The 14,582-nt window shown below is 59.8% G+C and carries 12 protein-coding genes; 9 read left to right on the top strand and 3 right to left on the bottom strand.

The features are described 5' to 3' along the window. Positions 1 to 7 precede the first annotated feature (7 nt). The 7 genes from AB2L51_RS10235 to AB2L51_RS10205 all read left to right on the top strand — a co-directional run bounded on the left by AB2L51_RS10235 (position 8) and on the right by AB2L51_RS10205 (position 6,105). Positions 8 to 2,263: a chemotaxis protein CheA gene (locus tag AB2L51_RS10235; RefSeq protein ID WP_395581913.1), complete on the top strand. Its 2,256-nt coding sequence runs from the start codon at positions 8 to 10 to the stop codon at positions 2,261 to 2,263. Between the two features lie 48 nt (positions 2,264 to 2,311). Then, positions 2,312 to 2,767, top strand: coding sequence for a chemotaxis protein CheW (locus tag AB2L51_RS10230; protein ID WP_395581912.1), 456 nt, complete (start codon positions 2,312 to 2,314; stop codon positions 2,765 to 2,767). 53 nt (positions 2,768 to 2,820) lie between these two features. Then, complete coding sequence (locus tag AB2L51_RS10225; RefSeq protein WP_395581911.1) at positions 2,821 to 3,609, top strand: CheR family methyltransferase; 789 nt, start codon at positions 2,821 to 2,823, stop codon at positions 3,607 to 3,609. 3 nt (positions 3,610 to 3,612) lie between these two features. Beyond that, positions 3,613 to 4,653 (top strand): protein-glutamate methylesterase/protein-glutamine glutaminase, encoded by a 1,041-nt coding sequence (locus AB2L51_RS10220; protein ID WP_395581910.1) that lies wholly within the window; start codon positions 3,613 to 3,615, stop codon positions 4,651 to 4,653. A 91-nt stretch (positions 4,654 to 4,744) separates the two neighbouring features. Next, on the top strand, positions 4,745 to 5,134 hold the full coding sequence (locus AB2L51_RS10215; protein WP_025828767.1) for a response regulator: 390 nt from the start codon (positions 4,745 to 4,747) through the stop codon (positions 5,132 to 5,134). Further along, positions 5,131 to 5,691: a chemotaxis protein CheD gene (locus AB2L51_RS10210; protein ID WP_395581909.1), complete on the top strand. Its 561-nt coding sequence runs from the start codon at positions 5,131 to 5,133 to the stop codon at positions 5,689 to 5,691. The genes AB2L51_RS10215 and AB2L51_RS10210 overlap by 4 nt, the downstream gene beginning before the upstream one ends. A gap of 27 nt (positions 5,692 to 5,718) precedes the next feature. Beyond that, complete coding sequence (locus AB2L51_RS10205; RefSeq protein ID WP_395581908.1) at positions 5,719 to 6,105, top strand: hypothetical protein; 387 nt, start codon at positions 5,719 to 5,721, stop codon at positions 6,103 to 6,105. A gap of 61 nt (positions 6,106 to 6,166) precedes the next feature. Here AB2L51_RS10205 and AB2L51_RS10200 read toward each other — a convergent pair whose 3' ends face one another. The 3 genes from AB2L51_RS10200 to flhA form a co-directional block, all read right to left on the bottom strand. Further along, a complete protein-coding gene (locus AB2L51_RS10200) occupies positions 6,167 to 7,453 on the bottom strand; it encodes an O-antigen ligase family protein (protein ID WP_395581907.1) in 1,287 nt (428 codons plus the stop codon). Between the two features lie 374 nt (positions 7,454 to 7,827). Continuing rightward, positions 7,828 to 8,688, bottom strand: coding sequence for a P-loop NTPase family protein (locus tag AB2L51_RS10195; protein WP_395581906.1), 861 nt, complete (start codon positions 8,686 to 8,688; stop codon positions 7,828 to 7,830). A gap of 35 nt (positions 8,689 to 8,723) precedes the next feature. Next, entirely contained in the window at positions 8,724 to 10,796 is a 2,073-nt protein-coding gene (gene flhA, locus AB2L51_RS10190) for a flagellar biosynthesis protein FlhA (RefSeq protein ID WP_415510707.1), read from the bottom strand. Positions 10,797 to 11,189: 393 nt separating this feature from the next. Between flhA and AB2L51_RS10185 the strand changes: the two genes are divergently transcribed. Together AB2L51_RS10185 and AB2L51_RS10180 are read left to right on the top strand one after the other, a co-directional pair. Continuing rightward, entirely contained in the window at positions 11,190 to 12,764 is a 1,575-nt protein-coding gene (locus tag AB2L51_RS10185) for a tetratricopeptide repeat protein (RefSeq protein ID WP_395581904.1), read from the top strand. After that, positions 12,737 to 14,404, top strand: a complete 1,668-nt coding sequence (locus tag AB2L51_RS10180) for a tetratricopeptide repeat protein (RefSeq protein ID WP_395581903.1) — start codon at positions 12,737 to 12,739, stop codon at positions 14,402 to 14,404. Before AB2L51_RS10185 ends, AB2L51_RS10180 begins: the two co-directional genes overlap by 28 nt. Positions 14,405 to 14,582 lie beyond the last annotated feature (178 nt).

Raw genomic sequence — 14,582 nt, 5'->3', positions numbered from 1 at the left:
TGGTGACATGGACGATATCCTTCTGGTTTTTTTCCAGGAGTGTGAAGAGCAGCTTCAGGAACTGGAGCGTGGCCTGTCTGCCCTTTCGGATGGTGAATCCGGGAAGGAGACAATCAACGCCGTTTTTCGTGCCGTGCATTCGGTCAAGGGCGGGGCTGCATCGTTCGGTCTGGAAAATCTGGTCCGCTTTGCGCATGTCTTCGAAAGTTCTCTCGATGGTCTGCGTTCCGGCCGTGTCGCCCCTACGCCAGAGATCGTCAAAACCTTTCTCAAGGCCATGGATGTTCTGAGCGATCTGGTCGCCGAGGCACAGGGTGGAGCCACGGTTGATACCGGCCGGATAGAGGAAAGCCGCGTCGAACTTCAGGCCATTATTGGTGAAGGCAGCGGCAGTGCCGGGGCAAAGGAAGAGGATACTGTTCCCGCCGATTTTACGCCTGTTCCGGTGGATTTTGAACCGGTCATGGCCGATTTCGACTTCGGTGATTTCGGCGTGGAGGAAGACGCTCCGGCCGACGCGGCATCGCTTATCGTGACGTTCAGCCCCCATGCCGCCATGTATGACCGGGGAGATGATGCGCGCAACCTGCTGATTGGCCTGTCCGATGTGGCCGTGGCCCACGGTGGCACAAGCGTTGTCACATGCGAAACCGCAGCCCTGCCTGCGCTGGGACGTCTGGAAACCGAAAAATCCTACCTGTCATGGCGCGTGGTCCTGCCCGCTGCCGTGCCGGAGGAAAGCGTGCATACGGTCTTCGACTGGGTGAGTGATGTGTGCGATGTGACCATCACGCGTGATGGTGGCTCCAGCCCCGGTTCCAGCAGCGCGGAAGAACTGCCCGAGGTGCAGGCAACCCCGGCCGAGCCGGAACCGGAAGCGGAGGCGTCAGTTCCGGTAGCCCCTGTACAGGCTCCTGTGGCTGCCAGCCCTGCTCGGGCTCCGACGTCCATTGCCGAAAAAATCTTGGCGGAACTGCCACCCGCGCCAACCCCTGCCGCTACGGCTCCTATTGCCGCAGGTAATGCCGCCACGCGCCGCCCGGTTGAGCAGGCGACCATCCGTGTGGATCTTCACCGTGTGGACGACCTGATGGATCTTGTGGGCGAACTGGTGATTGCACAGGCCGCTCTGGAATCCATTGGCCAGCGGGAGGATGGTGGCCAGCAGGAAATGATCAAGCGCATTGCCAGCATGAAAACCCTGACGCGCGACATTCAGGACGCCGTCATGGCCGTGCGGGCCCAGCCGGTGCGCAGCGTGTTCCAGCGCATGCAGCGCGTTGTGCGCGAGGCCTGCTCCATGACCAACAAGGACGTGGTGCTGACGCTGGAGGGTGAGGACACGGAAGTGGACCGCACTCTGGTTGAAAAACTGTCCGATCCGCTGACCCACATGCTGCGCAACGCCGTGGACCACGGGATTGAAAGTGCCGAGGCCCGGATTGCCGCAGGCAAACCCCCTACCGGGCAGATCCTGCTTTCCGCCGGGCACCGTTCTGGCCGCATCCTCATCACCATCAAGGACGATGGGGGCGGGATCAACCGTGAGCGCGTTCTGGCCACTGCGGTCAAGCGTGGCATTATTGCCCCCGATGCGGTGCTGACGGATGATGAGGTCAACAACCTGATCTTTGCTCCGGGCTTTTCCACGGCCTCCACCGTGTCCGATCTTTCGGGCCGTGGGGTGGGGATGGACGTGGTCAAGCAGGCCATTCTGGGCCTTGGCGGACGTGTGACAATCAACAGCGTGGAAGGGCAGGGCACCACCTTCTGTCTGAGCCTGCCGCTGACACTGGCCGTGCTGGACGGCATGCTGATCGTGGCCGCCGGGTCCACCATGGTTGTTCCGGTTTCCTCCGTGGTGGAAACCATGATGGTCAACCACAAGGACATTTACATGCTGCCCGATGGCGCCAATGTTGTGTCCATCCGTGGGGCGTGCATGCCGCTTATTCCGCTGGCGTCCGAACTGGGGCTTGACGGGTACAATCCGGGTGGTCCGTCCGAGGAGGACGTCATTCTGGTGGTGGAAAACGAGTCCGGGGCACGTGCGGCTCTGATTGTGGAGGATATCCGCGATCAGGCACAGGTGGTGATCAAGAGCATCGAGAAAAACTATCGGCAGATGTCTGGTGTGTCCGCTGCCACCATTCTGGGGGATGGGAGCGTTTCCCTTATTCTGGATGTTCCCGCACTGGTTGCCAACGCTCTGGGACGGATTGACACAAGACCATCGGATGTTCGCACAGGACTTGCGGCATAAACACCCAACACCACATCAGCCGATCTGTATTTGAGTAGGAAAATGGATATGACGGACGAAGCCGGGGCGGACACCAAACTTGTCAAGATGATCGTGTTTGCGGTGGGTGAGCAGGAATATTGTATTCCTATCCTGAGCGTGCGCGAAATTCGTGGCTTTGAAAAAACGACAGCCCTGCCGTTTGCCCCGCATTATGTGTGCGGTGCGATCAACCTGCGCGGTATTATCCTGACCGTGATCGACCTTGCGGTCTATCTGAACGTGGAGCCGCAGCCCGATAACCCGCGCCGCGTGGTGGTTATTGTGGAATCCCGCAATGGTACGGTGTGTGGCCTGCTGGTGGACCGGGTGATCGACATGGCCGATGTCAATCTGGCCGACATTCAGGCCGTGGCAGAGGAAGACAGCAGCCTGAGCGGCCTGGTCATGATTGCGGACCGCATGATTGGTGTGCTCCGGCTTGAGGTTGTGGTCGGCCAACTGGTAGGTGGGATGATTTCCTGATGGGGGACGTGAGTTCCACTGCCGATCCAGAGTATACAGACGCCGACTTTCAGATGGTTCGGCGGATCGCCAAGCAGGAAGCGGGAATTTTTATTCCCGATTCCAAAAGTACGCTGGTGTATTCACGTGTGTCCCGCCGCGTGCGGGAAAACGGGATGGACAGTTTTCACGCCTATCTCAACTATGTGCAAAGCCCATCTGGCCGGGCGGAAATGGAAAAGCTGGTCTGTGCGCTGACAACCAACGTCACCAGCTTTTTCCGCGAACGGCCGCATTTTGTGCATATGGAGCAGACTGTTATGCCAGCGCTTGCTGCCAAGCTGCGCAGTGGCGGGCGTGGGCGCATATGGTCTGCCGCGTGTTCCACAGGGCAGGAGCCGTGGAGCATTGCCATGTCTGTTCTGTCGGCTTTTCCCGGGGCGGCGTCGTATGACATGCGTATTCTGGCGACGGACATCAACTCCAACGTGGTAGCGCAGGCCGCCGCTGGGACCTATGTCGCCAGTGAGACGGATGGTATTTCCAACGCCCAGAAAAACCAGTTCATGCAGGCCGACGATCAGGGGAACCTGACTTTTGTCGGCGATATCCGCACGCTTCCAGTCTTCAAGGTGCTGAACCTGAATGCCGACTGGCCGATGCGAGGGCAGTTTGCGGTTATTTTCTGCCGCAACGTCGTGATTTATTTTGATGAACCCACGCGCGAGCGCCTGTGGGGGCGTCTGGCCGACAAGCTGGAAAAAGGGGGTTTTCTGTATGTCGGTCATTCCGAAAAAGTGGCCGACCCCCGCCAGTGCGGTCTGGAGCAGGTCGCCCCGACCATTTACCGGAAAGCAAGCTGATTGATGCCACAGCCAGTAAGAGTTCTGATTGTCGATGATTCACGCACGATCCGTGCGTTGATCAAGCGTTCCTTTGCGCAGAATCCTGATATTGAAGTGTGCGGTGAGGCGGCAAATCCGCTGGAAGCGCGTGACCTGATTATCAAGGACCAGCCGGACGTGATTACCCTGGACGTGGAAATGCCGGGGATGAATGGCCTGCAGTTTCTGGAAAAAATCATGCGGATGCGCCCCATCCCTGTTGTCATGGTGTCCAGCCTGACAGCCAAGGGAGCGGATACAGCCATTACGGCGCTCCAGATGGGGGCGTTTGACTGCTACCCCAAACACAACGTGGCTCCGGGGGAGGATGCGTTTGCAGGCCTTGGGCGGCTGGTTGTGCTGGCGGCCCGCTCGCAGCCGGTCTCGCGCATTCAGCGGCGCACACCTCCTTCCCCGGTTGGTCACGTGCAGACCACGTGGGGTAATTCGGTGGACCTTGTGGCGATTGGTTCGTCCACGGGTGGGGTGGAGGCGCTGGAAGAAGTGCTTTCGGGGTTTCCGCAAAAAAGCCCGCCGGTTGTTATCTGCCAGCATATGCCTCCGCTGTTTACCGCCAGTTTTGCAAATCGGCTCAACCAGTCCATGTCGGCACTCTCCATTGCCGAAGCGCGGGACGGAGAGATGCTGCAACCCGGCATGGTCCGCATTGCCCCCGGTGGGGACCGGCACCTTGTGGTTGATAATGGCGGCGGCAAATACGTGACACGGCTGATCAGCGGTGCGCCGGTCAGCGGGCACTGCCCCTCGGTGGATGTGCTGTTCAAGTCTGTCGCCAAACATGCCGGACGTAATGCGTTGGGAATCATCCTGACCGGCATGGGGCGGGATGGGGCCGAAGGACTGCTGAACATGCGGCAGGCCGGTGCCTATACAATCGCGCAGGACAAAACGTCCTCAGTTGTTTATGGAATGCCACGGGTTGCGGCGGAAATTGGAGCGGCCTGTCAGGTTGTGCCATTGCGCCAGATCTGCTCTGCGGCCATGGCCATTCACACGCGCTAACTGTAACAAAAAGGACGGCTTTGAACCGTCCTGTTTACCGGCTGCCGGTCTTTGACGGCTGGAGTTGAGACTAGGAATAAGGGGGAGACAAATGCCTGCCGCTTCACAAATCAAGGCCCTGATCGTAGATGACCAGGCCTCTATCCGTCAGGTTCTGGCTAACAGTATGGCTGAAATCGGCTTTACCAACATAGCCCAGCGCAAGGATGGCAAGGAGGCTTTGGAATATCTGGACCAGAACCCCACACATCTGGTGATTTCCGACTTCAACATGCCGGTTATGGATGGTCTGGCCCTGCTGCGCGCGGTGCGGAGCAACCCGAAAATCCAGAAAGTGGCATTTATTATCCTGACCGGTGAGGCCAGCAAGGATCTGGTGCAGGAAGCGGTCAAGGCTGGTGTCAACAACTTCCTTGCCAAGCCTTACACTGTAGCCAAGCTACGTGAGGTTCTGGAAAAGGTGTTCGGGCCGATCAAGTGAGCGATCACACCGTAGTTAAAACGGTTATTCAGGGCGAAGTGGAAATTTCTGGCGATCCGTCAGTTGTTTTTGCAACACTGCTTGGCTCCTGCATTTCAGTCTGCATGTTTGACCCGCTTGCGCATGTAGGTGGCATTAATCATTTTCTGCTGCCAGATGGGGGCGTGAGCGAAACCGGCATGGCCATGCGGTTTGGCGTGAACTCCATGGAAATGCTGGTCAACGGTCTGCTCAAGGCTGGAGCGCAGCGCGGCCGACTGGTGTGCAAGGTTTTTGGTGGTGCGGCTGTAGTGCCTAGTCTGGGCCGCATCGGGCAGGAAAATATTCGTTTTGTCACCAACTATCTGGTGGATGAAGGTATTCGCTGCGTGTCGCAGAGTCTGGGCGGCACATTGGCACGGCGTATTCGGTTCTGGCCAACAACGGGCCGTGCGCAGCAGAATCTGGTGCAGGACGTACTGGGTATTGGCAAGCAGGAAGTCGCCTACAGCCGGCGTGAGGCTGAAGCAGAGCGGAAATGGGCTAAAGAAGCCAGTTCCGAGGTCGAGCTGTTTTAAAAAGCCGGGCCAAAGAGGAAGAAGAACATGGATGTGGTGCCCCCTTTGTCCCACGGTGTAGCCGGAAGCGCATGTAGTCTGCACGATGTTATGGACCATCTGGTGGAACTTCTGGATGAAACCTGTCTGGACTTTACGGGTGTGCAGCGCGTGGTTGGCGAGAACATGGCCACCTCATCGTTGAGTGATACGGATGTGCAGGTCCTGCAAAAGCTGGATTCTGCCACGCAAATGGTGGAAGCCGTGTGCACCGTGCTTAAAAATCTGGTTACCTGTTATGAACAGGACAAAACACAGCCGCTGGATATTGGCGCTCTGAGCCAGGGCGTTAAGCTTTCCCATGTTATTCGGGTGCTTCGTTATGGCATGCAGGCTGAGCCAGTCAGACCATCTGGCGTAGTGGACCTGTTTTAACGCCCCGCCTCCCCGGTGTTGGCGTCAGTTTTCCCTGACGCCATGTGCAGGGCTGTATGGTTCATGCTCCGGTTTGCGGAGTGCGTGCGGAGCCAGAGAGTCGGGCTCGCGCGAGCCCCCACCCGACCATTAAAAAGACCCATCCTGCCGTGCGTTCCGTAAACAGGGAACTGGTCGAGGCAATGGGCCAGAACAGCATGCACACTGTAATAAAAAGCATGGCCTGCATAAGGTCCCGGCCCGCAAGCGCGGCCTGAAGCAGTTTTTTCAACCAGAGCAGAACCATCCATACAAACAGGACCAGTCCTGACAGCCCCGCCGTGGTGGCGATTTCCAGATAGGTGTTGTGCGGGTGAATGGTGCACCCTGCTCCTATGCCCTGCCCGGCAACCATGCCAGCAAACTGCGGAATCCCGTACAGATAGGCTGTCTCGCCGCAATGGGTGCGAAAACCGTTATAGCCCAGCCCAAGCAGGGGGTGCGCGTGCACCATGTTGAGCGCACGCATATAAAGCTGGCCATAAGGGGACTGCGAAAAATGCCCGATTTGCTCCAAAAAGCGCACGACCAGCTTATTATAGGAGGGAGGGGAGATAAACGGCAGGAGCCCCAGCGCCACAAAACCGGACAGTGTGGCCAGCAGAACCGCAACCCGTGTGGTTTTGACCAGCATGACGCACAGGAAAAATCCAAAAAACACCAGCAGTGCGGGCATTCTCTGCCCGATCATGACCATGGTCAGCAGCAGAAAGGACATAAGGGCCAGCCCCGCCAGCTTCCGGGCCAGCTCCTTTTTCTGCACCATGCGCATGGGGTAGATCATCAGTCCGGGGAACATGATAATTGCGAGAGGGGGGCCGGCACGGGGTTGAAAAAACGGGCCTGTCAGGGCGCCATCCTGCCAGCGGGGATAGCCCCACAGGTTAACCCCGACCAGATACTGCTCCCAGCACTGGCAGATAATCCACACCCCGGCCAGTGTGACGCTCAGACCCAGCAGGCGCTGCTTTTGCGCACTATCCAGCAGCCATTCTTCCAGTGCTTTGACAAAAACAAAATAACGCAGGAGCGCTATGGCCTCCAGAACGGCATGTGTGGACCCGTTGAGTATGGAGGAGACAACGATAACGCCCCAAAGACCCAGAGCGCAGGGAAACCACCCATGCAGGAGGCATCGGTAATGTTTTTCAAAAGTGCAGTATAGTAAAAAGCTTATTGCAATAAACAGGATACTCAGATCCGCTATGGCGCGACCACGTAATTGGAAAAAAGGAAGGAAAATACAGAATGCCAGAGAGATTTTTTTTAAATGAACATCGCACGATATAAGAAAGGTTTTCATGGTCATATCGGGGCGCTCCAGTCAGACATGATATTAAAAGACTTTTTGTACAAAAACCATTCTTAAAACATCCGTGAGGAACGTGTGTTTGTGAGGAATGTTTCGGGTGACGGACTTTGGAAAAGTGATGGAACACTCAGGATTTTTTGGGCGGGGTGTTGGTGGGGTTTGTTGTGCGCAACTGCGGGGAAGACGCGCAGGGGCCACGCCGCAAGGGGGATGCCTGCGCAGGGGAATGAAAAACCTGTTGCCACGGGCTATGGTTTTCCCCGCAGGGCTGCGGGGGTAAAGGGCGAGAAAAGGGAGGGAGCGGGCAGGCCATGACAGATATGTAGTGGCTTGCGCTCCGGTGGTCTGGCCCCGTGGTCTGTCCGGGCTGTTCAGGAGGGCAGGGTCAGCAGCCGGTTTGCCAGAACGGAGGCGTTAAGAGGGACCAGCCCGCCCACAATGCTGGAGGAACAGCTGCCATAGGTCAGGGTTAAGCCGCAGGCAGCGGCGGCAATAATGCCTCCCACCCGACCGGCCTGGTCCATTTTGCTGGCAACCATGGTGGTGGCGCCCCGCTGGGCAAAGGCATAGCCTATATCGGCCGATTCCTCGGCATCCAGCCCGGCGGGCAAGACCAGACTGAGTGTGGCGCCAATACGTTCGACCATCTGCATCATTCTACCCATGCTGACCGGGGAATAGACGCAAATGCCCGGCAGATCGACCAGAATAGGCTGCCCCGGCTCCTTGTGGTGCACGGCGTCGGCCAGAATTTCGGGCGTGTTCCCCTGAATGATGGGAATATTATAGGGCTGGAGCAGGGCCGAAAGTTTGGCAAAGCTGCCAGCCGTATGGTCGCACGCAATAATCAGGGGTGGAGGGCTGTTCCTGTGTTCTTCGGCCAGAACGTAGCGTGCGGCCAGCTTGGCCAGCACCAGCGTTTTGCCGGACCCGGACGCCCCGCCAAAGGCAAGGGGGGTCCGCGTGGCGTCGGGCAGGGCGCCAAAGGAGAGCATATTGTTCAGCCCGTCGGCCAGTGTTTTGCCTGCAAGGGCCTGAATGAGCGGCTGCGGCACGGAATGCCAGCGCAGAATGTCCTCTACCCTCAGGTGGCTGACCGGCAGGGCTACGCCATTGGTCGCGGCTGTGCTGTCATCCGTAGCCTGTCCCGGCACGGATGATTCCTCCCGCGTGTTTCCCTGACGGCGCTCCGCAACCTTCTGGCTTGCGGTGTCGGAGGGACTATCCTGCATATTCTACTCCCATGCTGCGGTCTCCTGGCGGACTGTCACGATATGGTCGCAACCGTCTTGATCCGGGCACGTGGGTATATCTCAGCTTGTGACAGAACGGAAATGGAAGGACGGACCCGTTCAACAATGGCGTGCATGGAATCTCTTACAGGGGAGGCGACAACAATAACCGGAATTTCGCCATTTGTGGAAAGGGCGTTAAATGTATCGCGCAGTTTTCCCACAAAAACATTGAGCATGGAAGGCGGCATGGCCAGCTTGCGGTCTTCCGCCGGGCCGGTGATATGCGCCATAAAATCCGATTCCCATTTGGGGGAAAGGGTTACAATGGGAATATATCCCCCCGGCCCAACCAGCGCGTTGCAGATCTGGCGGGACAGGCGCATGCGCACATGATTGGTCAGCGGTCCAATACCGCGCAGACCCATGCCGCACGCTTCCTGAATGCTTTCCAGAATGGTGGGCAGGTCACGGATGGAAACACGCTCGGCCAGCAGGGCCTGCAGGACGCGCTGTACGGTGCTCAGCGGCACCTGCGAGGGAATAAGGTCATTGACCAGCTTCTGCTGCTCACGCGGCAGGTCATCCAGCAGGGCCTGTGTGGCCACATAGGTCAGCAGGTCCGGCAGGTTGCTGCGCACCATCTCGCTCAGATGGGTGACAATCACGCTGGCCGGGTCCACCACGGTGCAGTTCATGGCCATGGCTTTGGTTTTCTGCGCAGGATCTATCCATACCGCGGGCAGGCCAAAGGCGGGTTCTGTCGTTTTTTCGCCTGCCACGGGGGGCGCGCCACCAGATGGCGTCATGGCCAGCAGCTTGTGGGGCCGGACCTCGCCCGAGGCGATCTCGATCTCCTTGAGCTTGATGACGTATTTTTCCGAGGGCAGGTGGATGTTATCCTGAATACGCACAGGCGGGGTGACAAAGCCCATCTCGGTCGCAACCGAGCGGCGCAGCGCCTTGATCTGTTCGGCAAGCTGGGGGGTGTCTCCCCCTGTCAGGGGCAGCAGGCCAAAGCCCAGCTCAAGGCGGAGCAGGTCGAGCTTGAGAATGTCGGAAATGGGGGTGGTGGTCGCCTGTGGGGCAATTTCGGTGACGTCCCCGTCGCTGTCGGCGGCGGGGGCGCGGCTGCGCAGCCAGGCACCCGTGCCAGCCGCTACCGCAATGGCCAGAAAGGGGAAGGCGGGCAGGCCGGGCATAAGGGCAAACAGGACGGACAGGGCCGCGGCCACACCAAGCGGCTTGGCGTTGCCACTGAGCTGGCGGGCCAGAATAACGTCCGCCGTGCCATCCGTGCCACCTTTGGTCACCACAATACCGGCGGCGGTGGACACCAGCAGGGCCGGAATCTGGGAGACAAGGCCATCACCCACGGTCAGCATGGTAAAGGTGCTTGCAGCCTCGCTCAGCGGCATGCCGTGGCGGAGCACGCCAATGGTCAGCCCGCCCACAATGTTGATGGCGGTGATGATGATGCTGGCGATGGCATCCCCGCGCACAAACTTGGCGGCACCATCCATGGAGCCGTAAAACGCGCTTTCTTCCTCCAGTTCCTTGCGCTTGGCGCGGGCGGAGCGCTCGTTGATCGCGCCGGAGGCCAGATCCGCGTCAATGGCCATCTGCTTGCCGGGAATGGAGTCGAGGAAGAAGCGGGCCGCCACTTCCGCAATACGCCCGGACCCTTTGGTAATGACCATGAAGTTCACGACCAGCAGGATACAGAAGATGATCCCCCCGATCACCACATCCCCGCCCATAAGGAATCCGCCAAAGGCCGCCACAACATGGCCTGCGGCATAGGGGCCTTCGCTGCCATGGCTGAGGATCAGGCGCGTGGTCGCAATTTCCAGCGAGAGGCGCAAAAGGGTGGTGAGCAGCAGAAGGGTGGGGAAGGACGTAAAATCCAGCGGGCGTTCAAGGAACAGCGCCACCATCAGCACCAGCACCGAGGAGGTGATGGAGATGGACAACCCCATATCCAGAATAAAGGTGGGCAGCGGCAGGATCAGGATGGACAGCAGAAGCACCACGCCCACCGCCAGCCCTATATCGGTCCCCGGCACGGCGGCACGCCAGGGCAGGGCTTTCCACCCGCCATTGCGCAGCGTGCCTGCCGCGTGGGTCAGCAGGCGCGAGCCCGATGTAAACCTCAGGCGCGCGGCTGCGGTCCTGTCCGCCAGTTTTCCTGCGGCGGCTTTGTTGACCGAGTTGCCATCGGCAGTATCCAAGAACCACGTTTCCTTTTGTAACCGGGCGGCACGGCTCGTGGCGGATTGTGTGACGATGGTCCATCCTGCCGCGTATCTGGACCTGCCGTGCCGTACAGGGCCATGCCTGTACCCCAGCTATTACAGTTATCACCAAGTGTCATTCAAGGCCAGAAAATGGTTCTGGTCGTGCGGCTCTGCCCAGCATGGAGATTGCAGCGGGTTGGGTATGTTAAGTCGGGGCGGTATGGTAAGATCACCTACCATGATCACAGGATGCAGACAGGCGACATGAAAGCGACTTGGGAACCTGAAAAAGCCCATATGCAAAAGCTGGTGGCCAGCAAAGACGCCGTTTTGCAAAATCCCACGCCCATGAGTGTTGGCCAGCTCTGCGAGGATCTGTGCCGGGCCGAACTGGCGGGGGAGGCGGTCAGGCTGTCGCTGGAAATGGTGCGGCGTGAGCCCGATAACGTGGCTTATCTGCTGGTTGCCGCCTTTGTGCTGAGCACCCATGTCTTCCGGTACGATATTGCCGCGGCGCTGCTGCGCAAGGCCATGCTGCTGGAGCCCGATAATCCCGCCATCAAGATCCTGCTGGCGCAGGCCCTGATTGTGAACGGGGACCTCGCGGGCGGCACGGCGCTGTTTTCGGACATCATCAAGCTCTATCCCAGCCAGCGCGTGGCGGCCACGGTGCAGATTTCGCAGGTTTTCCTGCGGATGGGCTACCCGATGGAGGCGCTGAACATCCTTCTGTTCGCCGTGCAGCAGGAGCCGGGGCAACCGGCGCTGTATAACGCCGTTGGGTGTGCGCTGGGCTGCCTCAACCGCGCGGAGGAGGCCCTGCCGTGGTACGAGCAGGCCCTGCATATGGCCCCGCATGATGAGGGCATCCAGCTTGGTGCGGCCATTGCCACGCTCAAGGCAGGCCATTACGCCAGAGGGTGGGAACTGTTTGCGCTGCGGCCCCACAAGCTGACATCGGTTACAAAATGGTTCGGCCAGTTCCCCCGCCTGCAACCTGATAATGATGTGGCGGGCAAAACGGTTGTGCTGTTTCAGGAGCAGGGGCTGGGCGATACGCTCCAGTTCATCCGTTTCGCCCCGGTGCTGGTGGCGCGCGGCGCGCGGGTGACTGTGGCTGTGGGGGGCTCGCTCGTGCGGCTGATCAGCCAGTCCTACCCGGACCTGACCGTGCGTGACGCGGTGCAGTTCGGGCTGGATGAGAGCTTTGATTATGCCCTGCCCATTCCCAACCTGCCCCATGTGACCCGGATGCAGAGTGTGGCGGATATTCCCGGCACGGTGCCCTACCTGCGCGCGGACCCGCAGGACGTGGCGCGCTTTGCCGCCCTGCTGCCAGCCGCCGGGCCGCGCATTGGTCTGGTCTGGTCGGGGGAGAGGCGGACATCCGCGCAGGATGTCATGGCCAACCAGCTCCGTTCAAGCACGCTGCCCGTTATGGCAGGGGCCCTGACCCCGGTGGATGCAACGCTGGTCAGCCTCCAGCTTGGCAGCCCGCGGGAGGATATGGCGGGGTGGCATGGTCAGCCGGTCTGTGACCTGATGGACAGCGTAACGGACATGGCCGATACCGCCGCGATCATAGCCAGTCTGGACCTTGTGATTTCGGTCGATACGTCTGTCCTGCATCTGGCGGGCGCACTGGGCAGGCCGGTGTGGCTGCTCAGCCGGTGGGATGCCTGCTGGCGGTGGCTGGACAAGGGGGAAACCACGGCATGGTACCCCACCATGCGTATTTTCCGCCCGCAGGAGCGCTCCTTTGCTCCCGTGCTGCGCCAGATGGGTGAGGCCCTGCAAACATGGGTGGCCACATGGCACGCCACCCACCCCACGCCCTAGACGTACAGGCTACGCCCGTGGAGAGAACAGAGGACCAGCCAATGGACCAGCCAGCAGAAGCCCCCGCCATAAGGTTGCCCAAAGGCATGACCGTGGAAGGGCTGTGGGAAGCCAGACAGGCCCTGTTGCAGAACCCTACCCCCGAGGGGCTTAAAAGTCTGGCAACGCTGATCTTTGATGTGCAGCAGTATGTTGCGGGCGAACGCCTTGTGCTGGACGTTATTGCCGCGCATCAGGACAACCTGCCCCTGCTGCTGGCCGCGGCCGATGTGCTGGCCACTTACACCATGCGCTACGATATGATCGTGGCCATTCTGGGCAAGGTGCTGACCGCGCTGCCCCATATGGCCCAGCTCAAGGTCTTTCTGGCCACGGCGCTGGTCACCAAAGGGGACGTTGCCGCTGGCCTGCGCATTTTTGCCGAGATCATGCAGCAGCACCCCGAGCTGCATCAGGATGCGTGCGAGCATCTGGTGGTGGCCCTGCTGGATGCGGGCTACGCGCAGGAAGGGTTTACGGTGCTGGATGCGTGGTTCCGGGATAAAAAACCGGTCACGACCGCGCTGCTCAACAACATGGGCTGTGTGCTGCAACGCCTGAACCGATCGGAAGAAGCGCTGGGCTGGTACAGAAAAGCGCTGGAAAATGACCCCCATAATGCCAGCACCGGCATGGGGTATGCGGTGGCCCTGTTCAAAACCGGGCATTTTAAAGAAGGTGCACCCTATTACTTTGCCCGCATGGGGCTGGTGCAGGATACGGTCAGTTGGTACCTGTCCCTGCCGCGTCTGCAAAAAGGGGATCCCCTGCAGGGCAGAAACCTGATTTTCTATCAGGAACAGGGGCTGGGTGATACGCTCCAGTTCATCCGTTACCTGCCCATGGTTGTGGCGCAGGGGGCGCGGGTTACGCTGGTTGTGCCCACAACACTGACCCGCCTGCTCAGCCTTGCCTTCCCTCAGGTCCGGGTGGTGACGGAACAGGATTTTGCCCCGCAGGATGGGTATGATGCCATTCTGCCCATTCCCGACCTGCCCTTTGTCATGGGGCTGGAAACACTGGCCGATATTCCCGCTCAGGTGCCCTATCTGGGCACCGTGCCAGCCGATTGTGCGCGTCTGGCGGAACTGCTGCCCGCGCGGCGGCCCCGTATTGGCCTTGTGTGGTCCGGAGGGCGGCGCACAAAAGCCATGGATGTGCTGACCGACCAGCGCCGTTCCACAACAGCGGGGCAGATGCTGGCCGCCATTACCCCGGTGGACGCCACACTGGTCAATCTCCAGCTTGGCCCCCGCCGGGAAGACCTGGCCGCCTGGCGCGGCCAGCCGGTGTGCGACATCATGGACCATGCGCACGACATGGCTGACACCGCCGCCCTGATTGAAAATCTGGACCTTGTGATTTCGGTCGATACATCGGTCGTGCATCTGGCAGGAGCGCTGGGCAAACCCGTGTGGCTGCTCAGCCGGTGGGATGGATGCTGGCGGTGGGGAGATGCGGGGGATACCTCCCCCTGGTACCCCACCATGCGTATTTTCCGCGCGCAGGAGCGCACGCTTGGCCCGGTGCTGGAGCAGATGGGGGCAGTCCTGCGCATATGGGCCGCTACATGGCAGCCGGGCAAGGGCGCGCTGGACTAGGCCGGGATGATACAAGTATAGATTCGGGCCAGACAGGTAATTCAGACAGGCAACCTAGACAGGCAAGACTCTGGTTTTTGTTTTGTATGGGAGCGCGTGGGTTCTGGCGGCTTATCGCCAGAACGCTCGACTGTTATCGGGCGGGCTGAAGCACCACACGGGTTCGCCTGTGCGGCGC

The sequence above is a fragment of the Acetobacter fabarum genome (genome assembly GCF_040702925.2).
GTDB lineage: Bacteria > Pseudomonadota > Alphaproteobacteria > Acetobacterales > Acetobacteraceae > Acetobacter > Acetobacter fabarum_B.
This window is presented reverse-complemented; position numbering and strand designations above follow the sequence as displayed.